General features: G+C 68.6%; 25 protein-coding genes. 9 read left to right on the forward strand and 16 right to left on the reverse strand.

Going from position 1 to position 26,137, the window contains the following annotated elements; all coding sequences use genetic code 11:
* Positions 1 to 220: 220 nt before the first annotated feature.
* Together ACR652_RS21590 and ACR652_RS21595 are read right to left on the reverse strand one after the other, a co-directional pair.
* Complete coding sequence (locus ACR652_RS21590; protein ID WP_434508537.1) at positions 221 to 1,204, reverse strand: hypothetical protein; 984 nt, start codon at positions 1,202 to 1,204, stop codon at positions 221 to 223.
* Between the two features lie 39 nt (positions 1,205 to 1,243).
* Complete coding sequence (locus ACR652_RS21595; protein WP_434508538.1) at positions 1,244 to 1,924, reverse strand: aldolase/citrate lyase family protein; 681 nt, start codon at positions 1,922 to 1,924, stop codon at positions 1,244 to 1,246.
* Positions 1,925 to 2,024: 100 nt separating this feature from the next.
* Between ACR652_RS21595 and ACR652_RS21600 the strand changes: the two genes are divergently transcribed.
* Positions 2,025 to 3,272, forward strand: a complete 1,248-nt coding sequence (locus tag ACR652_RS21600) for a DUF2336 domain-containing protein (protein ID WP_434508539.1) — start codon at positions 2,025 to 2,027, stop codon at positions 3,270 to 3,272.
* A gap of 8 nt (positions 3,273 to 3,280) precedes the next feature.
* Here the strand turns inward: ACR652_RS21600 and ACR652_RS21605 are convergent, their stop codons facing one another.
* Positions 3,281 to 3,568, reverse strand: a complete 288-nt coding sequence (locus ACR652_RS21605; RefSeq protein ID WP_434508540.1) for a (2Fe-2S) ferredoxin domain-containing protein — start codon at positions 3,566 to 3,568, stop codon at positions 3,281 to 3,283.
* A 19-nt stretch (positions 3,569 to 3,587) separates the two neighbouring features.
* On the reverse strand, positions 3,588 to 4,376 hold the full coding sequence (locus tag ACR652_RS21610; RefSeq protein WP_434508577.1) for an NAD kinase: 789 nt from the start codon (positions 4,374 to 4,376) through the stop codon (positions 3,588 to 3,590).
* Positions 4,377 to 4,510: 134 nt separating this feature from the next.
* Between ACR652_RS21610 and ACR652_RS21615 the strand changes: the two genes are divergently transcribed.
* Positions 4,511 to 5,503 carry a hypothetical protein gene (locus tag ACR652_RS21615; RefSeq protein WP_434508541.1) on the forward strand — a complete coding sequence of 331 codons (993 nt, stop codon included), beginning with the start codon at positions 4,511 to 4,513 and terminating at the stop codon, positions 5,501 to 5,503.
* 24 nt (positions 5,504 to 5,527) lie between these two features.
* Here the strand turns inward: ACR652_RS21615 and ACR652_RS21620 are convergent, their stop codons facing one another.
* Genes ACR652_RS21620 through ACR652_RS21635 form a run of 4 tightly spaced genes read right to left on the reverse strand, consistent with a single transcriptional unit; the run spans position 5,528 to position 9,444 of the window.
* Entirely contained in the window at positions 5,528 to 6,439 is a 912-nt protein-coding gene (locus tag ACR652_RS21620) for an ROK family protein (protein ID WP_434508542.1), read from the reverse strand.
* Entirely contained in the window at positions 6,436 to 7,206 is a 771-nt protein-coding gene (locus ACR652_RS21625; protein ID WP_434508543.1) for a pentapeptide repeat-containing protein, read from the reverse strand. Before ACR652_RS21625 ends, ACR652_RS21620 begins: the two co-directional genes overlap by 4 nt.
* A gap of 5 nt (positions 7,207 to 7,211) precedes the next feature.
* On the reverse strand, positions 7,212 to 8,015 hold the full coding sequence (locus ACR652_RS21630) for a hypothetical protein (RefSeq protein ID WP_434508544.1): 804 nt from the start codon (positions 8,013 to 8,015) through the stop codon (positions 7,212 to 7,214).
* A 22-nt stretch (positions 8,016 to 8,037) separates the two neighbouring features.
* The gene (locus tag ACR652_RS21635) at positions 8,038 to 9,444 is read right to left on the reverse strand and encodes an OmpA family protein (RefSeq protein ID WP_434508545.1); all 1,407 of its coding nucleotides are present in this window, start codon (positions 9,442 to 9,444) and stop codon (positions 8,038 to 8,040) included.
* Between the two features lie 182 nt (positions 9,445 to 9,626).
* Between ACR652_RS21635 and ACR652_RS21640 the strand changes: the two genes are divergently transcribed.
* Positions 9,627 to 10,838, forward strand: coding sequence for a TCR/Tet family MFS transporter (locus ACR652_RS21640; protein ID WP_434508546.1), 1,212 nt, complete (start codon positions 9,627 to 9,629; stop codon positions 10,836 to 10,838).
* Between the two features lie 21 nt (positions 10,839 to 10,859).
* On the opposite strand, the gene ACR652_RS21645 is transcribed toward ACR652_RS21640, so the two are convergent.
* The gene (locus ACR652_RS21645) at positions 10,860 to 14,606 is read right to left on the reverse strand and encodes an AAA family ATPase (RefSeq protein WP_434508547.1); all 3,747 of its coding nucleotides are present in this window, start codon (positions 14,604 to 14,606) and stop codon (positions 10,860 to 10,862) included.
* Positions 14,607 to 15,827, reverse strand: a complete 1,221-nt coding sequence (locus ACR652_RS21650) for an exonuclease SbcCD subunit D C-terminal domain-containing protein (protein WP_434508548.1) — start codon at positions 15,825 to 15,827, stop codon at positions 14,607 to 14,609.
* A 552-nt stretch (positions 15,828 to 16,379) separates the two neighbouring features.
* On the opposite strand from ACR652_RS21650, the gene ACR652_RS21655 reads away from it, so the two are divergent.
* Positions 16,380 to 16,952: an HNH endonuclease gene (locus ACR652_RS21655; protein WP_434508549.1), complete on the forward strand. Its 573-nt coding sequence runs from the start codon at positions 16,380 to 16,382 to the stop codon at positions 16,950 to 16,952.
* Between the two features lie 42 nt (positions 16,953 to 16,994).
* Positions 16,995 to 17,501, forward strand: a complete 507-nt coding sequence (locus ACR652_RS21660; RefSeq protein ID WP_434508550.1) for a hypothetical protein — start codon at positions 16,995 to 16,997, stop codon at positions 17,499 to 17,501.
* A gap of 6 nt (positions 17,502 to 17,507) precedes the next feature.
* Here the strand turns inward: ACR652_RS21660 and ACR652_RS21665 are convergent, their stop codons facing one another.
* Complete coding sequence (locus tag ACR652_RS21665) at positions 17,508 to 18,116, reverse strand: hypothetical protein (protein WP_434508551.1); 609 nt, start codon at positions 18,114 to 18,116, stop codon at positions 17,508 to 17,510.
* Positions 18,117 to 18,247: 131 nt separating this feature from the next.
* Here ACR652_RS21665 and ACR652_RS21670 point away from each other — a divergent pair, with 131 nt between their 5' ends.
* Positions 18,248 to 19,486 (forward strand): hypothetical protein, encoded by a 1,239-nt coding sequence (locus ACR652_RS21670; RefSeq protein WP_434508552.1) that lies wholly within the window; start codon positions 18,248 to 18,250, stop codon positions 19,484 to 19,486.
* Positions 19,487 to 19,494: 8 nt separating this feature from the next.
* On the opposite strand, the gene ACR652_RS21675 is transcribed toward ACR652_RS21670, so the two are convergent.
* On the reverse strand, positions 19,495 to 20,661 hold the full coding sequence (locus ACR652_RS21675) for an AAA family ATPase (protein WP_434508553.1): 1,167 nt from the start codon (positions 20,659 to 20,661) through the stop codon (positions 19,495 to 19,497).
* A 199-nt stretch (positions 20,662 to 20,860) separates the two neighbouring features.
* Here ACR652_RS21675 and ACR652_RS21680 point away from each other — a divergent pair, with 199 nt between their 5' ends.
* Both ACR652_RS21680 and ACR652_RS21685 read left to right on the forward strand, forming a co-directional pair.
* On the forward strand, positions 20,861 to 21,442 hold the full coding sequence (locus tag ACR652_RS21680) for a hypothetical protein (protein ID WP_434508554.1): 582 nt from the start codon (positions 20,861 to 20,863) through the stop codon (positions 21,440 to 21,442).
* Positions 21,443 to 21,945: 503 nt separating this feature from the next.
* Complete coding sequence (locus ACR652_RS21685) at positions 21,946 to 22,287, forward strand: septal ring lytic transglycosylase RlpA family protein (protein ID WP_434508578.1); 342 nt, start codon at positions 21,946 to 21,948, stop codon at positions 22,285 to 22,287.
* A 9-nt stretch (positions 22,288 to 22,296) separates the two neighbouring features.
* Here the strand turns inward: ACR652_RS21685 and ACR652_RS21690 are convergent, their stop codons facing one another.
* Positions 22,297 to 23,157, reverse strand: a complete 861-nt coding sequence (locus ACR652_RS21690; protein WP_434508555.1) for a hypothetical protein — start codon at positions 23,155 to 23,157, stop codon at positions 22,297 to 22,299.
* Positions 23,158 to 23,362: 205 nt separating this feature from the next.
* Here ACR652_RS21690 and ACR652_RS21695 point away from each other — a divergent pair, with 205 nt between their 5' ends.
* Positions 23,363 to 23,770 (forward strand): flagellar export protein FliJ, encoded by a 408-nt coding sequence (locus ACR652_RS21695; protein ID WP_434508556.1) that lies wholly within the window; start codon positions 23,363 to 23,365, stop codon positions 23,768 to 23,770.
* Between the two features lie 72 nt (positions 23,771 to 23,842).
* Here ACR652_RS21695 and ACR652_RS21700 read toward each other — a convergent pair whose 3' ends face one another.
* From ACR652_RS21700 to ACR652_RS21710, 3 genes are read right to left on the reverse strand one after another with little or no spacing between them, the layout of a single operon-like run.
* Positions 23,843 to 24,406: a hypothetical protein gene (locus ACR652_RS21700; protein ID WP_434508557.1), complete on the reverse strand. Its 564-nt coding sequence runs from the start codon at positions 24,404 to 24,406 to the stop codon at positions 23,843 to 23,845.
* The gene (locus ACR652_RS21705) at positions 24,397 to 25,236 is read right to left on the reverse strand and encodes a DUF692 domain-containing protein (protein WP_434508558.1); all 840 of its coding nucleotides are present in this window, start codon (positions 25,234 to 25,236) and stop codon (positions 24,397 to 24,399) included. The genes ACR652_RS21700 and ACR652_RS21705 overlap by 10 nt, the downstream gene beginning before the upstream one ends.
* Positions 25,223 to 26,122: a TIGR04222 domain-containing membrane protein gene (locus ACR652_RS21710; RefSeq protein ID WP_434508559.1), complete on the reverse strand. Its 900-nt coding sequence runs from the start codon at positions 26,120 to 26,122 to the stop codon at positions 25,223 to 25,225. The genes ACR652_RS21705 and ACR652_RS21710 overlap by 14 nt, the downstream gene beginning before the upstream one ends.
* Between the last annotated feature and the right edge of the window lie 15 nt (positions 26,123 to 26,137).

The raw sequence follows: 26,137 nt of genomic DNA on the forward strand, positions 1-26,137 counted from the left end.
GTTGCAGCCACACCCGTCCCGGAGGACACGGAATGTTGAAAGGTTCCAACGCTTTATTGAACAAATGGAGCCTGGCGGCTCCTCGCGTGACTGGAACGCAACACATCGCTCGAATCAGCGACGGTTTGGCCAAGATCGCCCGATTATGACGATTCGACAACAGCGAGGATTTTGTCTGATTCTGTCGCGTCTTGCGTCCCCGAGGCGCCGGGGCGCGAGCCTATTGCGCCGGCTCTTCCGGCACTTTCTCGTCCTTCATGACGACCTCCACGTCGGCGTCCTTCGTGGATTGCACGCGGAAGGTGTTCTGATAGGTTTTGCCCTCGTGGCGCGCGATGGCGACATATTCGCCTTCCGCCAGCACCAGCGACGGAAACGCGCCGATCAGTTCGCGGATGACGTCGCCGCCCGGCGTCAGCACGGAAAAGCTTGTGTTGGCGAGGGCCTCGCCGCCCGGGGCCTTCACCAGTTTGAGCGTGATGGTGGCGGCGTGGTGTTTCAGCGTCGCTTCGATCAGCTTGCCGGCGGGCACCTTGAGATCCGCCGTGACCACCGAGTTGGTGGCGTTGTTGCCGCCCTGCGCGCCCTGGGTCGTGTCGAGCAGGGTCGAGACGATGTGATAGGCCCCTTCCGGCAGGCAGATGACCTCGGCGGCCTTGGCGTTGGCCAAAACCAGCTTGGCCTCGGAATTGCCGCGCTCGGGGACGTAGATCGAAATCGCGAGGCGTTGCGGCGGGATCTGCGTGTCGCCGAGCATGTCGATGAGCTTCAGGCCGCCGGCGTTGAGCGGGACCCGCTCGGAGAGATGCCGGCCCTCCATGACCACGCGCCGGGTCGCGCCCGCGAGCCCATAGGCGGCGTGGACGATATAGGCGCCGTCCGGCAGCGGCACGGTCGGAGTCGCCTCGTCGAGCTGGGCGACGAGCTTGTGGGAGCCGTCGGGCTCGACCGCCTCCTGGAAAATCCGCCAGACGATGCCGTTGCGCACCACCTGCGTATCCGCGGGGCCGAGCGTCGCGCTGAGCCGCAGCGTCGCGAGCCCTTCCGTATTGGCGGGCGCCGCAGGCGCCTTCGCGCCGGCGGCGGGCGCGCTGGCGTCGCCCTGCGGATGGCCGCTGCGCGCAAGGGCGGTTTCGGTCAGGGGCGGCAGCGCCAGCGCGACGGCGAGCAGGCGGCCGGCGGTGCGGAGCGTCTTTTTCGTCATGGTCCCTTTTCTATGGCCGTGATCGTGGCCTTTTGTCGATCAGGCGGCGACGAAGGCCCGGTTGATCACCGGGATATCTCCCGCCGAGGCGGTCATCAGACCGCAAAACCCATCGCGTCGGATCGCGCGGCAGGCCTCTTCCAGCGCGCTTCCCCGCGCCGGCGGCGCGGCGTCGAGCGCGCGCGCGCCGCTCGCAGCGGCCGCAAGCGCCAGAAGCGTGCGGGCGGTCGCCCGCGCCGCCGCGCCGCCGGGTAGCGGCGTCTCGTCCATCGCCAGCGCCGCGAGCCGCGACGAGGCGCCCGCATAGCCGGTCAGAGCGAAAACGCCCGCCGGGGTCTGGGCGGCGAGGGCGATGATTTTCACGGCGCCGGCGGGCATGTCCGCCGCCGCCTCCAGCGCCGACAGCCGCACGGAAAGCTGCTGGACGTCGGCCCGCCCCTCGCAGCCCCCGAGCATGACGCCGTCGAGTCCGGGGATCACGAGCGCCGCCAGCTCTTCTTCGGCGGCGGGGTCTCGCAGCGGCGCGATCTCCACGAGCAGCCGCGGCCGCTCCGCCCGCTTGCGCGCCGCCTCGATCAGCCCCCGCGCCCAGGCGAGCGCTTCGGCCCGCGTCATCCCGGCGGCGTCGCCCGGACGCAGCAGGATCGCCGACGCGCCGCTGGACAGGGCGTCGACGAACGACCGGCGACGATCGGCCGAAAACAGGAGAACGGAGCGCATGGTGGGGAATTCCTTCCGGCGCGGGGGCGCCTTTAAATCCACATTTACCATAAACGGCCATGATCGCTTAATCTTGAGCTTTACCGGTCCGGAGCGTCGCATGATTGTCCGCTATTTCCTGTCCTGGGCGCAAACGGCGAGCGCCGCGCAACGCGCGGAAGGGGCGGGCGAGCTGGCGCGGACCTATCTCTATGGCGATCTCGACGCAACGGAGCGGCGGCAAGTTGAAATTGCGCTGATGTCGCTCGCCGAGGACCCCTCCCCGCTGGTGCGCCGCGCGCTCGCGGATAATTTCGCCAGCGCCGTCGATGCTCCGCGCGCGCTGATCGCGACGCTCGCCTGCGACCAGTCGGGGATCGCCGGCCCCGTGCTCTCGCGCTCGCCGCTGCTGTCGGACGCGGAACTGATCGACTGCGTGGCCATCGGCGACGCCGTTTCACAAACGGCCGTCGCGCTGCGCCCCCGCCTCGCGCATGGCGTCTGCGCGGCGCTGGCGGAAATCGGCGCGCGCGAGGCCTGCATCGCGCTCGCCGTCAATCCGGGCGCCGATCTTCTGGATTTCTCATTGCGCCGCATGGTGGAGCGCTTCGGCGAGGACGGCGAGACGCGCGAGGCGCTGCTGTCGCGGCCGTCGCTGCCTCCGTCCGTGCGCAGCGCGCTTGTCGCGGCCGCCGCGTCCTGCCTCTCGGCCTTCGCCGTCGAATGCGGATGGCTCAGCAGCGAGCGCGCCGAGCGGCTCCTGCGGGAAGAGCGCGACAAGGCTAATGTGCTGATCGTCGCGGACGCCGCCGAACATGACGGCCGTCGCGGCGTGCGCGAACTCGTCGCGCATCTGCGCGCGTCCGGCCAATTGACCTCGAGTCTCGTTCTGCGGGCGCTGCTGTCGGGAAACCGCGATCTCCTCGAATCGGCGCTCGCCGAATTGTCCGGACTTCACGAAGACAGGGTCGCGGCCATGCTGGCCGACTTCCGCGGCGCCGGCTTTGCGGCGGTTTACATGCGCGCCGGACTGCCGGAAAAATTCCTGCCCGCCTTCCGCGCCGCGCTCGCGGCCCAGCGCGAATATGGCGCCGGCGGCGGGGCCGATGCGCGCCTCTCCCTCATCATGGTGGAGCGCGTCATCACCGCCTGCGAGGCGATCAACGACGGCCAGCTCGACATGCTGATGGCGCTGCTGCGGCGCTTTGAGCGCGAGGCCGCTTTGGAAGAGGCCCGCCTTGAAACGGCGCGCATCGCGCAGGAGGCGATGGTTCCCGAAGTCGCGCCGCCCGCGACATTCTCCGGCGTCTCCGCACGCGCGCCCTTGATCGACCTCGTCGCCTTCGAGGCCGAGCTGATGGCGGCCTGACGGGAGGATCAGCCGCTGGTCTTGATCGCGTCCATGACGAAGCGGATCAGTTCTTCGGTCGATGTGTAGCTGATCCATTTGTTCGCCGGATAGAGCACGGCGACCGGCCCGTGCTGGCAGCGGCCGAGACATCCCGCGGACGAGACGCGCACGCCCTCACGCTCGGCGGCGGGCAGAGCGTGCACCGCCTCCTTCACCTTCGCAAGCGCGTCCTTCGCGCCATGGTCCTCGCAGGCGGGACGGCCGTCGCGCTTGTTGGTGCAGACGAAGAGATGATGCCGGAAGGGTTCGATCACTTTTGCGACGCGCTCCTGATCAATAGCCGAACTGCTCGCGCAGGATTCGCTCCTCGAGCGAATGGCCGGGATCGTGCAGCAGGACGAGATTGGCGTTGTGGTCCATCTCGATGTCCACATAGGCCAGATCGCGGAACTCGTCGTGATCGGCGACGACCGACACCGGCCGCTTGGCCGCCTCCAGCACTTCGATGCGCACCCTGGCGGCGTCGGGCAGCAGCGCGCCGCGCCAGCGCCGGGGACGGAAGGCGGAGATCGGCGTCAGCGCCATCAGCGGCGCGTCGAGCGGCAGAATGGGGCCGTTCGCGGAGAGATTATAGGCCGTGGAGCCCGCCGGCGTCGACACCAGCACGCCGTCGGTGATGAGCTCGGGCAGACGCTCGTGGCCATTGACGAGAATCCGCAGCTTCGCCACCTGCGAGGTCTGGCGCAGGAGCGAAACCTCGTTGATCGCATGGGCGGAGAATTCGTCGCCATGCACATTGGTGGCGTCCATCAGCAGCGGATGGATGATCGAGGCCTTGGCCTCGGCGATGCGCTTGCGCAGGCCGCTTTCGCGATACTGGTTCATCAGAAAGCCGACCGAGCCGCGGTTCATGCCGTAGATCGGCTTGCCCGTGTCCATGTAGTTGTGCAGCGTCCGCAGCATCAGCCCGTCGCCGCCGAGCGCGACGATGCAGTCGGCCTCTTCCGGCGGCGAGTCGCCGTATTTCTCGACAAGGCGCAGCCGCGCCTCCTCGGCCTCCGGAGTGCCGGAGGAGAGGAACGCCAGTCTCTTCGCTGCGGTGGGAGCGTCGCCAGCGCCCATGACCATGACATCCCGATGCCCGGCGCGGGAAGGCGCGCCGCCGACCTCTCGATACACGGCGCGCCGGGCGATGGGAAGGCGATCGCCGCCCAATGACTCTCTCTCCCTTGCGAGGAGCGGCCCGGTGAGGCGAGATGGATCGCGCGCCATCGGGAAGGCGGCCGCCGCATGAGACCGCTTCCTTGAACTGTGCTATTTTCGCATGCCGTTTTGATCAATCGGGAGCCATGACCATGAAAAAGCTTGTGGCCGCAACTGTGTTCCTTGGCTGGATCGGGTGCCCCCATGCTTTCGCGGATTCCTGCGAAACCATCATTCCCGGCGCCAGCGCCGATAGTTACGAAGGACCGTATGGCGGTTACGATGGTAATGGCTTCTGCCATTCTCGCATCACCACCTCCGAGGCCGATTGCCGTGATCGCACCGGCGCGCTTTTCGATTATTTTTCGCCTGACCACGGCAAGGGCTTCACCCATTGCATCTTCAGAATCCCGCCGACGAGCGCGCCAACACGCTCGCCGCCATCCGAGCGTCACGAAACCCCAAGCTCTTCTGGCGCGGACACGGGTGGTCGGTCGTCACAATCCAGCGCACCTCCGCAGATGGACATGCCCATGCCGAACCCGCCCCAGGAAGTGGTGGAGGCCTATGGAATCGCCCTCGACAAGGAGCATGAATGCGACAGCCTGGCGAACAGCGCCAATTTGTCCGCCGCCGCCAAATGCTACGACAGAGCCGCCAAATTATACGAGGGAACGTCCGACAGCGAGATCTACGATATCGATCGGATGCAGAAGAAGGCGCAGGAAATGCGCAGGAAAATCCTCGCTGCCGCGAAGCAACAGGCGCCACAGCCATCTTCCGGCAATTCGCGCGGCGGCGCGTGTCCGCAAGACCCGAGCACCTGCGTCAGCGTCAAGCCGCTGGGTCAAAATCTCGGACAGTACCGATTCAAATTCGTGCAGGTCTGCGACGGCGTCAGAGTGAGATTCCTGTACGATTCCTGCAGTGCGAGGAGCTGCACGAAGGATACGTGGCCATGGATGGTCAAGGGTGAGACTGGCATGATGTATAATGGGATGAAGTATCCCGAGGTCAGTCAGGTGGAATGCCTGCCCTATCATTGAGGCGACGGCGGGAGGAGCGCAGGGCTACTCGCGCCACAACCACGCGGCGCCGCGCACGCCGCCCGAATCCCCATGGGCGTTTCGCAGGATTTTCGTGTCCAGCGCGTCGGTAAAGGCGTGGCGCGCCACCCGTTCGCGCAGCCCCTGATAGATGCGCGCAATATTGGACAGGCCGCCGCCGAGCACCACCGCGTCTGGATCGAGAATGTCGATCACCATGGCGAGCGCGCGGGCCAACCGGTCCTGATAGGCTTCGAGCGCGTCGAGCGCCGCCCGCTCGCCCGCGTCCGCGCGCCGCACGATCTCTTCCCCGCCGGCGCTGTCGCCCGAACGGCGCGCATGGTCGCGCGATAGCCCGGCGCCTGAGAGAAAGGTTTCGACGCAGCCGTCGTGACCGCAGAAACAGCGCACGCCGGGATATTCGTCGGACGTCATCCACGGCAGCGGCGTATGGCCCCATTCGCCGCCGATGCGGTTGCGCCCCGTGACGAGCTTCCCCTCCACGACCACGCCGCCGCCGACGCCCGTGCCGAGAATGACGCCGAACACCACGCGGGCGCCCTGCCCGGCGCCGTCGACGGCTTCGGACAGCGCGAAACAATTGGCGTCGTTTTCCACGCGCACGGGGCGCCCCAGCGCCTTCGACAGATCGACGTCGAGCGGCCGGCCGTTGACGACCTGCGTGTTGGAGCCCCGCACCAGCCCGGTGCGCGTCGAGAGCGAGCCGGGCGCGCCCACGCCCACCGTGCCGCGACGATCGGTTTCAAGCTCGATGTCGCGCACCAGCGCGGCCACCGCCCGCACGATTTCGGCGTAATCATGCGCGGGCGTGGCCACGCGCCGGCGCGCGAGAACCGCGCCCGATGTGTCGAGCGCGATGGCTTCGATCTTGGTCCCGCCGAGATCGACGCCGATGCGAAGGGATTCCTGGCTCATTGGCGTCGCGCGCGGTCGAGATGCTGCGCCGATTGCAGCTCGCCCTCCGCCGCCGTGTCGATCTGCGCCGAGTCGAGATCGAGATCCTTCGTCATGGCGCCCGCGAACTTCGCGGCGGTGAAATCGGCGCCCGCCGCGTCGGCGTTCATGAGATTGGCGCCCGTGAAATCCGCGCGCGCCGCATGGGCGAAGCGCAGATCGGCGCTCATCAGATTGGCCTTGCGGAACACGGCGCCCTCTAGAATGGCCGAGCGCAGCACGGCGCGCATCAGGCCCATGGACTGGTTCTTCATATCCGCCGAGAGATTGGCGCCGTCGAAGACCGCGCCGCGCAGGAAGGCGCCGGTCAGATCGCCGGCGACGCGCGCGCCGGAGAAATCGGAATTGTCGGCGCGCAGCTTCTGCATCTGGGCGGCGAACGCCTGCGCGCCCTTGAGCGAGGCGCCGGTCAGATCGGCCTCCATCAGCCAAGCCTGATCGAGAATCGCGTGATCGAGTTTGGCGCCGGCGAGACGCGCCTTGTTGAGACGCGCCGCGCGGAAATTCGCGCCTGAAAGATCCAGCCCGGAGAGATCGAGGCCGTTGAGGCTCTTGCCGGCGAAGTCCAGCCGGCCGGCCCGGATCGCGGCCTCGACGTCGGAGCGGGTCAGCTCCGACTGGGAATAGGCGGGTTGCGAAAGATCGACGCCCTGCAACATGTCCTGCGCCGCAAGCTGCGCCGGCGCGAGAAGCAGCGCGCCAATCGCGGCGCGCCGAAGACAACGCATGTGCATCACTGCTCCACTCCGGCGCTGGCCAGCGCCCGCGCCTGCTGTATCCATTTGTCGCGCTCGACACGGCCGGGGGCGCCGATGGTCGCCCCGATCCATTTGGCGTTGTCGAGATTCCACGCCGCGATCTGATCATAATGGAAGATGCCGAGCGCGTTGAGCTTTTCGAGGCTCCTGGGGCCGATCCCCTTGATGCGCGCCAGATCGTCCGCGCGCCCCTCCCTTGGGGCCGGGAGCGTCTCGGGCTTCACGCCGGGCGCCGATTTTTTCCCGCGCGCGGGCCGGGCGGCGGGCGCCTCCGGCGCAGCCGAAGCGGGTTCGAGCGCGGCCAGCGGCGTCTCCATGGACGGCGGGTCCGACAGTTCGGGATCGGCCGCGGCGGCCTCCGCGAGCGGCGCCGGCTCCGGCGCGGCGGCCAGCTCGGGTTCGGGCTCGAAGACCGGCTCGGGTTCGGGCTCGGCGGCCGGCTCGGGCGCCGACGCGACAATGACCGGAACAAACGCCTTCGCGGGTTTTCGTTCCGCCTCCGGAGCGGCGGATTTCAGCACGCCGCCCAGAGGCAGGCCAGCGGCGTAGGCCAGCCCCGCCAGCGCCGCCACGTCGAGCGTGAGCGCGTCGCGGCCGGAGAAAACTTCCGCAAGCGAGGTGGAAAAACCGATCGCAAGGGCGACAAGGCCGAGAAGGACGATCCAGCCGCCCGAGAAGGTTGCGTCCCTGACGCGCGAAAAGCTGAGAAAACCAACCAACCCGCCGAGCGCGAGCGCGCCCGCGAACCAGGGCCAACCGAGCGAGAGCACATAAGCCATTCCCGACCCTCCTTTGCGTTTCTCACCTCACGATGAATTCGATTCGCCGGTTTCTTGCCCGGTTCTCCTCGCCGTCATTGGGCGCGAGCGGGCGCTCGCCGCCATACCCCATGGCCCAGACGCGGAACGGGTCCGCGCCAGCCTTCACAAATCTGTCGACGAGGAGTTGCGCGCGGCGTTTGCTGCGGTCGCGCGAGAGCTCCGCGATCCCCTGATCGTCGAGATGGCCGGCGACCTCGATCGCCGTCGTCCGGCAGCGCAGGACCGTCGCCGTCAGACTGTCGACAAGCGCGGCGGAGGCGTCGCTGACGGCGGTCTCGTCCGGCTCGAACAGCACCGGCGTCGTGGACAGCCGCGCGAAGGCAGCCCGGCATCCCTCGGCGTCGAGCGGCGCGCCCGGCGCAGGCGCGACGAGACGTAGATCGCTTGCGACATCCCTGGGCGCGCCAGCTTCGAGCGCGGCGGCGATCTCCGCCCGCGCGCCGTCGACGCGGGCCGCCCCGGAAAGCGCCAGCGCGACGCCCGAGAGCGTAAGCCGGCCGTCATCGAGACGCGCCAGGGCCGCGAGCCCCGCCTGCGCCGCATCGGCGAATTTCGGCGGCGCGCCCGGCGCGATCTCCAGACGATCCTCGACGGTCGCGTCGAAAAAGCGCCGCCGCGCAAAATCTACGAGCCGCGCGCGGACGGCGCTTTCGGGCGCGTAGCCGGAGAGCGTCACGACGGCGCCCTTGCGCGTCGCCTCGAACAGATAGGGGGAGACTGGGCCGGGGGAGACCTCCGTCCGGGCCAGATCGAAGCCGGACGGCAGATGCGCCTTCACAGTCGCGGCGAGGCTTTGGGCGCGGACATTGGCGCGCCCGGCGCCTTCTATGGTGAGCGCGTGATCGGAGAGGGTCACCCTGCCCTGCGCAAGCGCTCCAAGCGCCTCGAAGGCCGCGCCGACCGCCGCCGCATAATCGCCGGCGGGCGCATGTGCGTCGATGATGGCGCCGTCGGCGACCGCGAGACCGGGTCCCGCCGAGGCCGCAAGCACCTCGGCTTTGCGGCGCAAATCCTCGTCCGGCAATTTGCCGTCGAGCGCCACGAGACTCTCGCGCAGCGTCGCGGCGAAAACATAAGGCTGCGGCGCCGGCCTTGGCGCCTCCGCGACCGTGACCGGGGCCGGGGCCTGGGCTGGCAAGGGGGCGCCCGCGACGGCGATCCGGCGCAGGCCCGGTTCGTCGCGAAGCGCGGCAAGCGCGTCGGGAGCGACGCCGGCGACGGCGGCGTCACGGCCGGAGACCGAAATTCTTGCGGGATCGACGGAGAGGCGCGCGGCGAGGCGCGAGGTCAGATCGGCCTCGATGCGGGGCGTCAGCGCCGCCGCCGCCATATAGATCAGGCCCGCGAGGATCGGCAGCCCGATCCACCATTTTCTGGGCTGGTGCATGAACGTCCTGGCCCCGTGAGGTGAGAATCAGTCAAGACGCGCATACTCGCAACGCATCCTTGTCTGACCGGCGCAGGTGTCAAGAAGATGGCGCGCGCGTCCCGCCCGAGGCGCGCGGACTCCTTGCCCGGTCGCAGCTTTGCCGCTATCGGAGCCTGCAACGCAGACATCCGGGGCCATCCATGACTCTTCCGCCGCAGCCTCGCAGAGAGGCCGCGTTCGTCTTCATCCTGATCACCGTCGCGCTGGACATGCTGGCGCTGGGCGTGATCATTCCCGTGCTTCCCAAGCTCGTTGTCCAGTTCGAAGGCGGCGATCTCCAGTCGGCGGCGCGGGTCGTCGGCTTCTTCGGCTTCGCCTGGGCCGCGATGCAGTTCCTTTTCCAGCCAGTTCTGGGCGCGCTGTCCGACCATTTCGGACGCCGGCGGGTGGTCCTCGCGTCCAATCTCGGCCTCGGGCTGGATTACGTCTTCATGGCTCTGGCGCCGTCCCTGCCCTTTCTCTTCGTCGGGCGGCTGATTTCGGGCGCGACGGCGGCCAGCGTCTCGACCGCGAACGCCTATATCAGCGACATCACCCCGCCCGAAAAGCGCGCCGGCCGTTTCGGCCTGATCGGCGCGGCGTTCGGTCTGGGCTTCATTCTGGGACCCGCCATCGGCGGCGTGCTCGGCGCGCATGACCTGCGCTTCCCCTTCTGGGCGGCCGCCGCCTTCAGCCTGGCGAATTTCCTCTACGGCTTCTTCATCCTGCCGGAGTCGCTTCCGCCGGAGAAGCGCACCCCGAAGATCGTCTGGCGGAGCGCCAATGTGCTCGGCTCGCTCGAATTCCTGCGCCGAACCCCGGCGCTGACGCTGCTCGCGGGCGCGCTTTTCCTGTCCTATCTCGCGCATGAATCCCTGCCCGCGCTGTTCGTGCTCTATACGCAGCAGCGCTACAACTGGGATGCGAGCACGACGGGCTGGGCGCTGGCCATCGTCGGAATCTCGCAGACGATCGTCTCCGGCGCGCTGGTGCGCCCCGCCGTGGCGCGTCTCGGCGAGAGGACGACGCTGATGATCGCGCTGACCAGCGGCGCACTCGGCTTTCTGGCCTACGCCTTCGCCCCGACGGGCGCGCTCTTCATGGCCGCGCCGCCGCTCATCGCGCTGTGGGGCATGGCCAATCCATCGTTTCAGGGGCTCGCCACGCGACTCGCCGGCGCCACCGAACAGGGCCGCCTGCAAGGCGCGCTGGGCAGCCTGCGCGGCGTCTCGGGCATGGTCGGCCCGTTGATCTTCACGCAGATCTTCGCCCTGTCCGTGGCCTGGGACGTCTTCCCGGGCGCCGGCTATTTCATCGCCGCCGCGCTGCTGGCGACGAGCCTCGCGCTGCGCCTGAAGGCGACCGATCCTTGACGGGTCCCCGTCGCGGGGGAGCTATGCGCCCGCCGCGAGCAGCCGGACGGCGCTGACGCCGCCGCCGCGACGCTCCACGGAGACCTTTGTCGCGATGCGGCTCTGCATCGATTCGACGTGGCTGATGACGCCGACCTTGCGCCCCTGCCCCTGCAGGGTCTCCAGCGCGTCGATGGCGACGTCCAGCGTCATGGCGTCGAGCGCCCCGAAGCCTTCGTCGATAAACAGCGTGTCGACGAAGGAGTCGCGCCCCTCAAGCCCCGCCAGCGCCAACGCCAAAGCGAGAGAGGCGAGGAACCGCTCGCCGCCAGAGAGCGAACGGGTCGAGCGCCGCTCGTCGCCGAGATCGCGGTCGACGATCTGAAGGCCGAGCGCGCCCATGTCGCCCGAACGTTCGAGCCGATACCGCGGCGAGAGCAGCGCGAGCCGCTGATTGGCCAATGCGACAAGCTGCTCCAGCGTGACCGCCTGCGCGAAACGGCGGAACCTGTCGCCGTCCTTCGAGCCGATGGCGGCGTTGATCTCTTCCCAGATGCGGCTCGTCGCCCGCGCCGCGTCGATCTCCCCGGAGAGCGCCTGCGCGCGGGCGCGGGCCTCGTCGTCCTGCTGGAGTTGCTGGCGTACGACGCCAATCTGCGTCAACACTTCCGCCAAAGAGGCGGCGGCGGCGGCGCGGCGCGCGTCCAGTTCGTCACGCGGCGTCTCGGGAAGCCCGGCGGCTTCCGCCTCGGCAAGATCGCCGCGCCGCGCCGCCATGGCGGTTTCGGCGTCGCGCAATCGAACCTGCGCCGTCTCCACAAGCGCCCGCAGGGCGTCGGCCTCCTCCTGCGGAATGGCGAGGAGCGGCGTCGCTTCCTCCTGACGCAGGCCCGTCGCCGCCAGCGCCCCGGCGAACGCCGTCCGCGCGGTTCCAAGAGCCGCCAGCGCCTTTTCGACGTCGCGCGCGGCGCCGGCGATGCGCTCGTCGCAGGCGGCCTTCACCTTGTCCGCCTCGGCGCGCGCGTAGCGCGCCGCCTCATAGGCGCGATGGACGCTGGCGTGTCTCTCCTCGATCCGGGCGCGATGCGGCGCGGTCGCCTCGCCGTCGAGCATCTGGCCGCGTTCGATCTGCAACCGCGCCAGCGCGCCATGCCGCTCGCCGTGATCGGCGGCGGCGGAGGCGGCTGTTTCCGCCACCATCCGCGCCTCGACCTCCAGCGCCGCGATCCGGCGTCCCAGCTCGACGAGGCGTTCGCCGGATTTGGTCAGGGCCTCCTGCGCCTGCTTGAACCTCGCGCCCGACTCGGCGAGCAGCCGCCGGCAGCCGGCCGGATCGCGATCGAGGTCTTCGGCTTTGAGGTCGCACAGGATCAGATAGGACGAGAGAGACTGGTCGACGGAGAGAAGCCGCCCGGTGGCGGCGCCGAAAGTCTGCTCCAGTCGCGCGCACTCCTCGCCCGCGCGACGCGCGCGCGTCTCCACGGCGTCGCGCTCGGCGCGACGCGCGTCGATGGCGGCGCGCCGGTCGTCGAGCTGCTTGTTGAAGAGCGCGATATCGGCCGAGAGTTGTCGTTCGCTGGCGATGATCTTTCTGAGCGCCTCGCGGCGCGCCTCGGCCTCGACGATCAGCCGGGCGATGGTCTCCGCCGCTCCGGCGGCGGAGCGCGGCGCCTCGGGATGCGGCTCCCGCGCCCGCAAGGTCTCATAATCATGAGCGGCGGCCGCGATGGCGGCGCGCGCTTCCGCCTGCCGCTGCGTCGCGTCCTGATGCAGGGCGCGGGTCTGCGCGCCGCGCCCGCTGGCCTGGACGAGCCGCCGGTCCGTCTCCGAGAGCGCCAGCCGCGCCGCCTCGCGCCTTTCGCGCAAGGCGTAGACCAGCGCCTGCGCGGCGCCTTGCGACTGCGTGAAGGGATGCTCCTTGGCGCCGCAGACCGGACAGGGCTGTCCGGCTTCGAGCGTCGCGCGCATTTCGAGCGCATGGGAGGCGGCCGCTGCGTCGGCCAGGTCGCCCAGCCGCGACGCCTCTTCGTCCTGCCGGGCCTGTTCGGCGCGCAGCGCCTGCAAGTCCGCCAGACGACGCGCCAGCTCTTCGGCGTCGTGCTGAAAACGCGCAATGTCCTCGCGCGCCCGCGCCGCCTTTTCCTGCGCCTGATCATGCTCGCGGGCGAGCCGCGCCATCTCCTGCAACGCCTGATGCGCGCGCGCCATGTCGTCGAGCGCCTGTTGCGCCTCCGGCGCTTCGAGCGCGGCCCGCGCCGCCTCGCGCTCGCCCGCCTGTTCGACGAGCTGGGCCAGCGCCGCGCGGTCGGCCTCGTCGGCGCGATCGAAGGCGGCGCGCGTCTCTTCCGCGTGCGAGAGCTCGTGGCGCGCCTTGCGCAGCGCCTCTCCCGCCGCGCGCATATCGGCGTTCGTCTGCGCCCGCCGGGACAGGGACTCGTCGATCTCGGCCCAGCGCTCGCTCAGCGGACGCGCGGCGGCGAGCCGTTCGAGCGCCTGCCGCGCGGCCTCGCCGGCCGCCTGCGTCTCGCTCTCGTCCTTGCGCGCCCGGTCGAGCTCGGCCTGTTTTTCGGCGGCCAGACGAACCGCCTCCCGCTCCGCCGCCTGCGCGCGCGTGACCTCGGCTTTCTGCGTCGCGATCAGCGTGTCGAGCGCGTTGGCCTTCTCCCAGAGCGGCGCGTGCTGGGCCATCTCCTCCAGCGCCGCCTCGAGCGCCGCCGCCGCGTCGGCTTCCTCGCGATGCGCCTGCGCCAGGGCGGCGCGCGCCGCCTCGTCCTGCTCGGCGGCCTGCGCGGCCAGGGATTGCTTCTCGGCGATGGCCCGCTCGGCCTTCATGGCCTCCTCGCGCGGCCCGCGCAGGGGCGCGACGCGCGCCAGATCGTCGAGCCTGCGCCTCTGCGCGCCCAGAGCGTCAAATGCCGCCGCCGCCGCCCCGCGCTCGCTTTCCGCCTGCGCGAGTTTCGAGGCCGCGAGCGCATGGGCGTCGAGGCGACGCAATTGCTCCGTGATCTCCTGCAGGGAGCCGTCGAGCGCCGCCCGCGTCGCGCCCATGGCGTCGGTCCGGGCGAGGAGCGCGGCGCGCTCGTCATCCGGCAGGACGCCGATCTCGCGCAGACTTCTGTCGCGCGCGGCGACGGCCTCTCGCGCCTCCCGCGCCTTCTCGAAGGCGCGCATCGAGAGGCGCCCGTAAATCTCCGCGCCGGTGATCTTCTCCAGAAGATCGCCGCGCTCGCGGGCGTCTGCGCGCAGAAAGGCGTCGAAATCGCCTTGCGCCAGAAGCGCCGTGCGCCGGAACTGGTCGAAGGTCAGTTCCGTCAGTTCGACAATGCGGCGGTTGACGGGCTCGACGCCCGACTCGAGCGTCTCCACGACCGTGCCGGCGTCGTCGAGGCGCCACAGGCTGCGCCCGCGATTTTGCAGCCGGCCAGCGGCGCGCCCGCGCGCGCGCATCAAATCGCAGCGCGCCCGATAGCGGCGCCCGTCGCGCGCGATGAAATCCGCTTCCGCGAAGCCGCGGCCGGTCCCGCGACGCAGGATCGCGCGCGGATCGCCCGACGCGAGCGTTTCCCCGGAGGGGTCCGGCGCGCCCTCGCCGCCGCCCGCCGCCACGACGCGCGGATATTTGTCGTAAAGCGCCAGGCACAGCGCATCGAGAATGGTCGATTTGCCGGCGCCGGTTTCCCCGGTGATGGCGAACAGGCCAGCGGAGCGCAGCGGCTCCTGCTCGAATTCAATGGCGAAGGGCTCGGCGAGGCTCGCCAGATTTTCGCCCCGGATCGCGAGGATGCGCAATCAGTCTTCCTCCGCGAGGGCGTTGAAACACCGCAGATGCGCCTCGGACGGCGGCGCCCCATGCGCGGCCTCGAAGGCCTCGCGAAACAGATCGACGGGCTGACGTTCGGCGAGACGCGCGGGCGCCATTGGCGCGGCCGATTGCGCCTGCGGCCGCTCGACCGTGAGGGACACGAGGCGGATCGGAAAGCGATCGCAGATCGCGTCGATCTCGGCCTTCAGCCCCGCCGAGGGGCCATCGACCTTCACGGTGAGATGCACGAAGGGCCGCGCCGCGTCCGGCGGCTCCTGATCGAGCCCGAGCGCGACGATCGCCGCCTCGATCTCCTCCAACGCCAGCGCGCCCCGCGCCGGCAGGCGCAGATGCGGGACGGTTCGGGTGAAGGGCGCATGCCGCGCCGAGGCCCGTCCACTGTCGTCAATCGTCACGATGCTGACGCCATGGACGTAGTCGATCTCGGTTTTCGACATCGGGATGAGCGACCCCGCATAGCGGATCGTCTCGCGCCCGACGCTCTGCGGCCGATGCAGATGGCCCAGCGCCACATAGGCGGCGTCGGCCGGAAAGATGTCGGGGGGCGCCGCATGTTCGCCGCCAACCAGGATGCGCCGCTCCGCGCCTTCGGATTCGAGACCGCCGGCGATGTGGAGGTGGCCCGTCACCACCAGCGGCGCGGCGCCGATCCTCGCCCGCGCGGCGCCGATCGCCTCGCGATAGAGTTCGCGGACTCCCCAGACCACCGGGGAGCCCGCCACATCCTCGCGCGCGATGGGCAGATCGGCGGCGCGCGGATAGGGAAGCGCGAGGAGATGCGCGCCGACGACGCCCGCCGCGTCGCGGATCGGCAGGAGGTGCGTCGCGAGATCGAACGCGCCCGCCTCGCGCGCAATGACGCCGATCGAATGTACGCCGACGAATTCGAACAAGGCGCGCGGCGCCTCCAGCCGTCCGGCGGGATCGTGATTTCCGGCGACGAGGACGATTGTCGCGCGCGGACAGGCGGCGCGCATCGCCCGCAGCGACTCGTAAAGAAGCCGCTGCGCCTCGGCCGAAGGGTTGAGACTGTCGAAGACGTCTCCGGCGACGATGATGGCGTCGACGTCGTTTTCTTTCGCGTAGAGCACCATTTGCGCCAATACGGCGCGATGCTCCGCCTCACGCGGCCAGCCCTGAAGAGCGGCGCCAAGATGCCAGTCGGCGGTATGAAGCAGTCGAATCACGGAGCCAATAGTTCAGCAGACGGCAGGCCGGAGGCAAGCATACGCAACGCGCCTGCTTCGGCCTGCCGCCCGTCTCTCATCGTCCAGCAGCGTCGCAGGTCGGATGATGAGAAACCGAACCGGCTCCCGGGCGGGAGGCTGACCGTCGACGCGGCCAGGCGTTCGAGCGCAGGCCCGCTTCGCTGAAGTCCATTTGCTGCGCCACGTTCGCGCTCCCTCGAATCGGCCTGGCCCGAAATGGGACAGTCGGCCCCGCCAGCGGAAGCCTGGCGCGACTCGCAGCAAAATGCGCGCCCCGGATCGGCGGGGAGCCGCCCGGCAAAGTCAAAATTCTGACATCAAATTGATTTTACGAGATTTTCGATAGAACATGCCGCCACCGAGGGGCGTCCAGCCGGCTCCCGACCGGCCCCGATGAGCCGCTCCCGGCCGGCGACCGGCGAGTCTTCACAATCGTGTCGTACTGCCTGTAAACTATCTAAAGACGCAAAAGGCCGGACGGACCTTGGCGCGGTCCTTCAGGCCCTTCTCGAAACCGAGAGGCTGGCAAGGGTGACCGCTCACTTCAGACATCAAAACGTCTCGCCTCAGGCTTGTCCCGCGCTCGTCCTCAACGCGGATTACAGGCCCCTCAGCTATTATCCGCTGTCGCTGTGGGGTTGGCAGGACGCGATCAAGGCGGTGTTCCTGGATCGGGTCAACATCGTCTCGGAATATGACAAGGTCGTCAAAAGTCCGAGCTTCGAGATCCGCCTCCCCTCGGTTGTCTCGCTGAAAGAATATGTAAGGCCGGCCCGTCAGCCGGCCTTTACTCGTTTCAACGTCTTTCTGCGCGACCGCTTCACCTGCCAATACTGTGGCGCGCATGACGAACTGACGTTCGATCACGTCATTCCGCGCTCGAAGGGCGGCGCGACAACCTGGGAAAATGTCGTCGCGGCCTGCTCGCCCTGCAATCTCCGCAAGGGGGACCGTCTGCCGCATGAGGCGCATATGGTGCCGGCGCAGAAGCCCTATCAGCCGAGCATCGTCGACCTGCATCGCAACGGCCGGCGGTTCCCGCCCAACTATCTGCACGACAGTTGGCTCGATTACCTCTATTGGGATTCCGTCCTGGAGCCGTAACGGATCGCGCGCGGCGAACTGCGGCCCGTAGGGGAGAGTCACATGTTCCGCCGGCTGATCGTGATGGCGTTCGGTTTCCTCATCGCCACCGGCGTGGGAGCGGCGTTTCTCGTCATCACGGCGATGTTCGATCCCGCGACCCGCGAGGCGGGACTGGTTTCGGTGATGACCGGCCTGTTCGCGGCCTTCGACGCCGCGCTCGACGGCGGCGATCCGAGTGAAAGCCTGTCGGCGATCGGCTTCGTCCTCTGGGCGATTTTCATAGCCACTTGCGCCGCGCCGCTGGCGATCGCGGCCCTGATCGGAGAAGTCGCGGGGGCGCGCTCGCTCGTCTGGTATTCGGGCGTCAGCGGTTTTCTGGCGGGCGCCTCGCCATGGATCGCGCGCGCCGCCAGAGGGCTGGAGCGCACGCAGAGCGTCAGCGACGGCGAAGGGCGTCTGGCGCTGTTGTTCTTCCTGACGGGGGCGTTGACGGGCGCGATCTACTGGCTGATCGCGGCGCCGTCGTCGTCCCGCCCCGCGCCGCTGGAAAACGCGCGCACGCCCTGACAGCCGTCAGCCGAAGGGCCGCGCGCGGCGGAAGCCCTTCCGGTCGCCGGCGTGAGTCCAGTAGGCGAACACCGCGCCCGCGAGCGCCACGCCCGCCAGCATGGCCGTCGCGTAGAATTGCCAGAAGCCGCCCACGGTGAAGGCGAAACGGGTGGTGCGGCGCGCGCCGGAGCTCTCTGTGACGCTGATGAAGGCGGCGTAGTCTCCGGCCTCGTCGAAGACATGCTCCACCGGCACGGCGCCGCCGGGATAAACGCGCGGCGGCAGATAGGCGACCGTGGCGGGCCCGAGATCATCCTCTTCGCTGAGCGGCCTGCCGGACTCTTTCACGATGCGCACCTCGATCGGCAATTCGCGCAGACGCTCGGCGATGAGATCGATTGTCAGAATGATGCGCCCCGTTGCGGGAAATTCGCCGCAAAATCGATCGCGCGAGCGGTCGGGCATGTAGGAGACAATGCCGATGAGATCCGGTCCGATCGAGATTTCGCATTGGTCGCGAATGGTTGAGGATTTGTCCATGCTGATGGCGTTCGCCGCATGAGGGATCAGAAAAACAGAGGCGGCGAGGACGGCCGCCGACATCAGCCGGGCAAGGGGAGTCAGCGAAGACATTCTTTTCTCTCCACGCGTCGCGCGAACACGGGCGCCGGCGACTTGCGCAAGCATGCTCGAATCCCCGGTTTTTCGTGGTTTTGCAAGGGGTCAGGATTGACGCCTTCGGCCGGAAATGCTCTTAACCGAACATGGCTGATTATTATTCGCTGATTTCCCGCGCCATATCCGCTCTACCCGGCCAGACGCCGGACACGAGACAGGGTGTTTACGAACGCGCGCGGAAAGCTCTGGTCAACCAGTTGCGCAGCATTCAGCCGCCCGTGGCCGAAGCCGACATCGCCGCCGAAAGCCGCGCGCTGGAAGAAGCCATCGCCCGCCTCGAGATCGAACTCGCCCGCGCCAACGCGCAATCGGCGGCGCAGAAGACCGCGCCCGCCACTCAGGCGGCCAGGGCGAATGGCGGGGCTGCGCCCGGATCGTCCCCCGCCGCTGCGGCGCCCGCCGCGCAGCCGCGCGCCGCCGAGCCCGGCAAGGCGGCGCCCGAGTCACAGCCGGCCCCGCGCAGCGCGGAAGACGCCTGGCGCGACACGCTCGCCGCGACCGCGCCCGCCAATCATTCCCGCGAGCCGCAGCGGCCCGCGGCGCCCCTCCCCCGCCCGCCGAGCCCGCAACGCCCGCCCGCCCGCCTCATCGCGCTCGGCGGTGTGCTCGTGTCGCTGATCGCCGTGGTCGGCGCGCTTGCCTGGTATCTGCGCGAGAGGCCCGAGGACCTCGCCCGGCTCAAACCCGCCGAGACTGCCTCCAAGGGCGGCGACAGCGGGAAATTTGGCGAGCGGATCGAAGGCGGCGCCGCGACCGGCCCGAAGCGGGTCACTTCGGTTCCCGTGGCGCAGAAAGCCGAACTTTGGGTCGCGACGGCGCAGGAGCCCGATAAGGTCGACCGCATCTACAATGCGAATGTGGTCTGGCGGCTCGAAAACGTCGGCGGCGGACCGGGCCAGCCGGTCAGCTCGGCGGTGCGTGGCGAAGTCGACATCCCCGACGCCAAGCTGAAAATGAGCCTGCTGTTCCAGAAGAACACCGATTCCGCGCTCTCGGCCTCGCACACGATCAACATTTCCTTCAAGCCGCAAGCCGGAAACCAGCTCGGGAATGTGAAGGCCATCGGCCCGATCCAGATGCGGCGGCCCGACGCGCAGGCCGGCGAGAAGCTGGTCGGCATCCCGGTGCCGATCACCGAGAACAATTTCCTCATCGGCCTGATGCGCGGCGACCGCGAGGCGCGCAATGTGCAATTGCTGCGCTCGCTGAGCGTTCTGGACCTGCCGCTGCAATTCGTCGATGGCCGTCCGGCGACGATCAACATGGAGAAGGGCGCCTCGGGCGAGCGCGTCTTCGCCGACGCCATCGACTCCTGGAGCCGCTGAGGTCGTCGTCAGGCGGCCTCCCGCACCCGATCGCCCTGCCCCGCCAATTGCGCCTCGGCCTGCTCGGGTGTCATGGTCGAGAACATCTGCTGTAGCTCCGCGCCGGTGCGCGGCGAATAGGCGCCGACGCCATCGCGCCCATAAAACGCCCGGAACATCGCCCGCGCGCTTTCCAGCGAGAGCGGCCCCAGCTCGATCACCTCGTCGATTCGTCCCGGCCGCACGATCGCCGGGTCGAGCCGGTCGAGATGGTTTGTCGTCACGATGAATTTCAGGCCGTCCGGCGTCTGCATGCCGTCCATGGCGTTCAGGATCTCATGCAGCGGCGCGGCCAGCGCGGCGCCTTTCTCGTCTTGCGGCTTCGCCCCGTCGCGAGTGAGCCCGCCGGCGATCGTGTCGATGTCCTCGATGACGAACAGATCGCTTCCGGTTCCCGTCCGGAACGCCGCGCCGAGCCCATGGAGCGATTTGATATATTTGATGTCGAAGCCGAAATCCGACGCGAGCGCGTGGATGAGGCTGGTCTTGCCGGTTCCGGGCGGTCCGTGCAGCACGACGCCGAGCTTCCAGGGAATGCCGCGCGCCAGATGCCACGCCTCGGCGCCCTGAAACCAGCGCAGCCGCGCTGCCAGCCGATCCTTGATCGCCTGATCGACGAACACTGTGTTTAGCCCGCGCTTGCGCCGGCGCAGGCCGCCGTCGCCGCCGCTGGCCGAATAGCTCGAGATGAAGATGGCGTTGCGATGCTCCTCCGGCTTGCAGTCGCGCATGAAGCGCTCCACCACGCCGCGGTCCCGGGTCAGGAAGGAGACGGCGATCGTCTCGAAAGGGGCGACCTGCTGCGTCGACTTCGTCTTGGCGTAGCTGAACAGCACGCCGTCATAGAGGCCCCAGCCGCCGCCGAAGCCGGTCTTGAGGGCGCCGTCCTTGATCTCCAGCGACCGGCTGAAGAAGTCGAGCCGCCTGCCCTCGATGAAGGCGTCGACGTCGGCGTATTCGTTGGACATGCTTTCGACGGTGACCCTCGTCCAGAGCGTCTTCCCCAATATCTCCAGCGTCTTCTCGGGAACGGCGCGGCAGACGTACATCAGCGCGCCGAAGGCCAGCGTGCCGACGCCGCCGGCGAGGAGCTGGTTCGACGCGAGCGCGGCGGCGATGGTGTCGAAAATGGTCATGAGCGCCTTTCAGCCTGACGGCGTATCGCGGACAGCCTCTTGAGATGAGAACGGCGCGCTCGCGCCGCAAGGCTCGGCCGTGGGGCGCCGAAACTGGCTGCGAAACCCTTGAACCCCAGCGTCAGCGCTCCCTTTAACAAAGCGGGAGCGGGGTCGGCCGGGACGGCCCGGTCGCGCCGCGCTCGCGGGAGCATCGGCCATGGAAGCACAAAAAGCCCTGACACCGGAGCAGCGCGGTCAAGTGCGGGAAGTTGTCGGCGTGTTCGACAATCTCGATAAGCTGCAATCCGCCATCGACGATCTGCTGACAGACGGTTTCGACCAGACCACCATCAGCCTGCTCGCGCCGGAAAAGATCGTGCGCCAGAAAATGGGCGACGAGCAGGTTCCCGCCGAGGCGCTGGAGGACAATCCGGCGGCGCCGCGCGGCGTCTATATCGATCCCGAGGCCCGTAACGAAGCCAAGGCCGGGCTCATCGGCGCGCTGATCTATATCGGCGCCGTCGGCGGCGCCGGCATGGTGATGGCGGCGGGCGGCGCGCTCGGCGCGGCGATCGCGGCGGCGCTGGTGCTCGGAGGCGGCGGCGGGCTGATCGGCGCCACGCTCGCCCAGCTCGTCGGCGCGCGCGAGGCCAAATGGCTCAGGGAGCAGATGTCGCATGGCGGCCTGCTGCTCTGGGCGCGCGTCTGGGACGAGGCCAAGGAACAGACCGCCATCTCGATCATGCAGCGCAACGGCGGCCACGACGTGCACGCCCACACAGCCGTCGGCGCAGCCTGACGCAGACGCCCTCCCGCGTTCGAGGGAGGGCGCTCAGCTCACCCTCCCCCCGAAAGAGCCGGACCCGCCAGCCGACGCTGGCGGTGCGCGGGGCCGACCGCTCCACCCTCCCCCATAGCCGTCGTCGCCAGGAAACCGCCGCCGCCACGTCGCGCGCAGGCGGCGCGCGTCTGCGTCGACCCGGGAGCGAAGCGTGACATTCGTTCCCGCAGCGCGCCGCAATCGCAAATTTGAATATTTCCATTAACTCTTTCGTCATAAAGCAGATAAATCTGCCGCGCGAAGCGAAGACAGTATAGATTTTATACTATACTTTACGTTCTTCCTAACCATCGACGTCCAATCCTCTCAAATGCAACCTGTGATATTCATCAAAATCACATGACTCTGGCTGCCTTTATTCTGCCCAAGCGCGACACTACTAGGCGTGTTGCGCGGACAACGTGGCCGCGCGGAAACGCGCGCAAGCCCGCACGCGCAGAAGGAGAGTGCTGTTGAAGAGTCTGAAGACCGTTTTGTACGGAGCCGCCGCGCTGGTTGCGCTGACCTGCAATGCGAAGGCGGATTGGGTTGGTAAAGCTTCCTATTACAGTGGCGGACGCACCGCGAGCGGCGGCCATGTCGGCGCCTATACGGCGGCCCATCGCACCCTGCCCTTTGGCTCCCAGGTGCGCGTCACCAATCTGCACAACAACCGGTCGGTCGTGCTGACCATCAACGACCGGGGGCCGTTCACGGGCGGCCGGGTGATCGACGTCTCCTCCCATGCCGCGGACGCGCTCGGCTTCCGCTCCGCCGGGCTGGCCCATGTGCGCGTGGAACCGCTCTCGATCGCGGCGCGCTGATCCTCCTCGTCAGTAGCGCCACCAGAGCGCGCTGATGATCCCCCGCTCGGCCGGCGCATTGACGCCGCCGAGCGCGGCGACGCCGCCGAACTGGACGAGAAGGGACGGCGTGACCTCATAGACCGCGCTCAACTGGAACTTCTGCTCCGTGACGGCGCCCGACCGCGCGACGCGCGGCGCCGCCGCCGAGAAGCTCTGCCCCATCAGGGTCACGCCCTCGAAGGGGCGCAGCCCGGCCGTGAGATCCAGACGCATTTCACCGCCATTCTGTCCAGCGCTGCGAAATCCGATCTGCGCATCGAGAAATCCGGGCAAGCCGAAAAGGCTGTATTGCCGGCCCATGAGCAGGCGCGCGTCGACCTGCACGCCCTCGCGCATGTCGATGAAGCGGCGGGCCTCCCGCGAGGCTGTGCGCAAACTCCCCTCCACGGAGAAGACATAGTCGCCCGACTCCAGCAGCTTCAGACGCGCGCCGGCCGCGCCGAGCCCGAGCCCCTGATAGGCCGAGGCCGCGGCCGGCGGCGCATAGAGCGGCAGGCCAGCCTTCGCCTCCGCGATCAGAAGTTCGGCGCGGTCGTAAGGCGCCGGCGCGGCGCGGAAATGCATGGCGCTCCCCTCGGCGACGAGGGTGAGCCAATCCGTCAGGCCATGTTCGAGATAGGCGCGGGCTTCGAGCTTGCGATAGGGCGGCGTGGCGACGAGCCGCCCGTTTGGGCCATAGGCGTTGCGGGCGCCGGCGAAGGATGTGGCCAGAATGAGCTGGCCCTTGCCCGCGGGGTAAAGCCAGGCCCCCGCGACGGCCGGACGGTCGGCGGAAATGACTAAACAAACGCAAAGGCACGTCACCGCAAGACGCATGACGACACGCAAAAGGACGCCAGGCCATCCGCCGGCGCGTCGACATTATCGGAGTACCTTGAACTTTACAATAATTGCCCGGGTGAGGCATTGGCGCCACACCCGCCGGGGTTTTCGGGAGCGGTAACCAAAGAGCAACCTAAGGCATGCATATTAAAGGGGTCTCGCGGAATTAACGGTCTGTTTTTCATGAGCGTAGCGTAACGGAGTCGAAGGGATGAAGTCGCGGGATACACTTGTCCGCCTGAAACGTTTCCAGGCCGAGGAAAAGCGGCGGCGCATCATGCAGCTCAACACGATGATCGCCGAGTTCACCCGCATGTCGGGCGAGCTGGAGCGTGAGATCGCCACCGAGGAACAGCGCGCGAACATCAGCGACCCCACGCACTTCGCCTACCCGACCTACGCCCGCGCCGCGCGCACCCGCCGCGACAACATCGTCGCCTCCCTGAACGAATTGCGCGGACAGCTCGAGGAGGCGGAAGCCCTGTTCAAGGAAGCCAGCGAGGAGCTCGCCAAGGTGCAGAGCCAGGAAGCCCGCGACCGGGGCGCCGAGCGCATGATCGACGTCGTCGCCGAGCGCCGCCAGGCCGACATGCCCCACGCCTTCCGCCGCGGAGCGTGAGGCGAGAGACAGCGCTCGCGAAAACCCGGACCTGCTCCCGCTTCCCGTAACGCGGGAGGGAGCAAGGGGCACTCAGAACAATCGCCAGAACAGCCGGCCGCGCGGAGCGCGCCACCAGACGCCGACCCGCCCGCGCGGCGCCGTCTCTCCGATCGGCTCGCCGGCCATCAGCTTCCGGGAGAGGTCATCCACCGGCCAGGCGAAGCGGCGCAGCAGAAAGACCGCGCCCGGCCGCGCGGCGGCGACGAACGCCATCTCATAGCGCGCCAGATCGCCGATCCAGGGCGGCTCGCCGGCGCGCGACGCGAGCAGCGCCGCCAGCGCCGCCGCATCGGCCCGGTGACGATCGGGAGCCGGCGCCCCCTCGATCGCCTCGAACAGCAGCGGATCAAAAGCGTCGCCGAGCGCCCTGGCCGTCAGCGGCGTCGCCTTGCGCGCGTCCAGTGCGCGCTTGCCGAGCAGGCTGCGCGCGAAACTCTCCACCTCCCGGCGGTCGAGCCGCGCCAGCGTCCGCGCCTCGGCCGCGTCGAGGCCGAGGCCCATCGCCGTCGCTTCCGGATTGGCGAAAAAGGCCCGGCGCGCCGTCGCGTCGGTGAACAGGCGCGCCAGCAGCGCCTGCGTCTGGCTCAGGCCCATCTCCCATGCTCCCGCAGAGTCGTCCGGGCGCGCGCGACTTCCCCGAGCAATTCGTCAAAGGGCGGGAGGCGCTCGTCCCGCTCGAGGATCACGCCCTTCACGGGAGCGCGCGCGACGATCCGGTCGTAGAGCGCCCACACCGCTTCGCTCGTCGCGGCGTCGTGGCTGTCGATCAGAACGCCGTCCCGCCAGCGTCCGCCCGCATAATGGATCTGCACGAGCCGGTCCCACGGCCAGCGCTCGAAGGTCGCGTCGAGATCGACGCTTTGATTGACCGCGTTGGTGTAGAGATTAGCCACGTCGCAGAGCCAGCCGCAGCCCGTGCGCGCCAGAACCTGGGTGAGAAACTCCGGTTCGTCCATCTCGGCCCCGGGGACGCGCACGACAGTCGTTATGTTTTCCAGAACCAGCGGCGCGCGGATACGCTTTCGCACCTGCTCGACGTTGCGCGCGACGACGTCGATGGCCTCGCGCGTATAGGGCAAGGCCGCGAGATGGCCGATCTCGACGCCGCCCGCGCGGGTGAAGCACAGATGTTCGCTCCACCACGGCGGGTCGATGCGCGCGATGAGTCGCGCCAGCTTTTCGAGATAGGCCGGTTCGACGCCCTCCGCGCCGCCGATGGACAGATCGAGTCCATGCGCGACCACGGGGAAATGCGCGCACAGGAGGTCGAGCTCCTGAAGCTTCTCGGGCGCCGCGTCAAAATAATGGTCGGCGATGATCTCCAGGAAATCGACGCGCGAGCGATTGGCGAAGAGGCCCGCGCGAAAGGGCGGCCGATAGCCCAGCCCGGAGCCCAGCGCGGGCGCCGCGTCAGGCGCTGCCATCGCCACAGGAGCCGCCGCAGCTCGAGCCACAGCTTCCGCCGCTCTCCATGGAGGCCCGGCGGAAGTGCCGGGCGAAGGCGCTCTCCGACGTGCCGCGCAAGGGCGAAAAGCCATAGAGGCCGATCAGGAAGAGCGAAGCGCCGCCGAACGCCTTCGCCTCCGCGGGCCCGGCCCCGAGCTGACTCACCGCAGCGTCGAGACGCGGCTTGTAGGCAAGCTGCATGGCCTCGAGCCAGGCGCGCCCCCGGCGGCTGGCGTGGCTGCGCGTCAGAACATAGGCGAGCGCGAAGAGGGACAGGATCGAGGCGGCGCAGAGGAAGACGAGATAGGACACATTGGCGTGACCGCTGCTCAGCGCGACAGAGATCTTGGCCCCGGCGAAGCCGAGAAGGACGAGGGCGCCGATGATCTGCAAGCGACGCCGCCAGGCCTTCACCGAGTCCGGCTTGACGAGGTCCTGCGTCGCGAGACGCGCGCGCACCGGCTCCAGAAGCGCGAGCAGGGCCTTGCGGTTCGCCCGGTTCTCGAAAAGCTGGTGCGCCTTCGGCTTCGCCGCAATGAGAGACAGCACATGGGTTTCCACGGCGTCGAGCTCGCCGGGCGCCGGCGTCTTGCCGGTCGGTTCGACCCGGTCGTCCTGCGCGAGCGTCGCATAGCCGCGCTGCACGAGGTCATAGACCACCGTGCGGACGACCTGATTGACGCCCCCCTGCAGAAAGGCGACCTCCATCGCGTCCGGATGTTCCGGCACGGGCGGCGGACGCCGATCGGTGCGGTCGGCGAAATGGAGGACGAGCCAGGTCACACCCAGCACCGCGATGACGACGGCGCCGAACGCATTGAGGAAATCCGGACCGGGAAGATCGAGAAAGGGAAGGTTCTGCAAGACGGACAAATCCTC

Origin of the sequence: Methylocystis sp. (genome assembly GCF_051061225.1) — a bacterium.
Lineage (GTDB): Bacteria > Pseudomonadota > Alphaproteobacteria > Rhizobiales > Beijerinckiaceae > Methylocystis.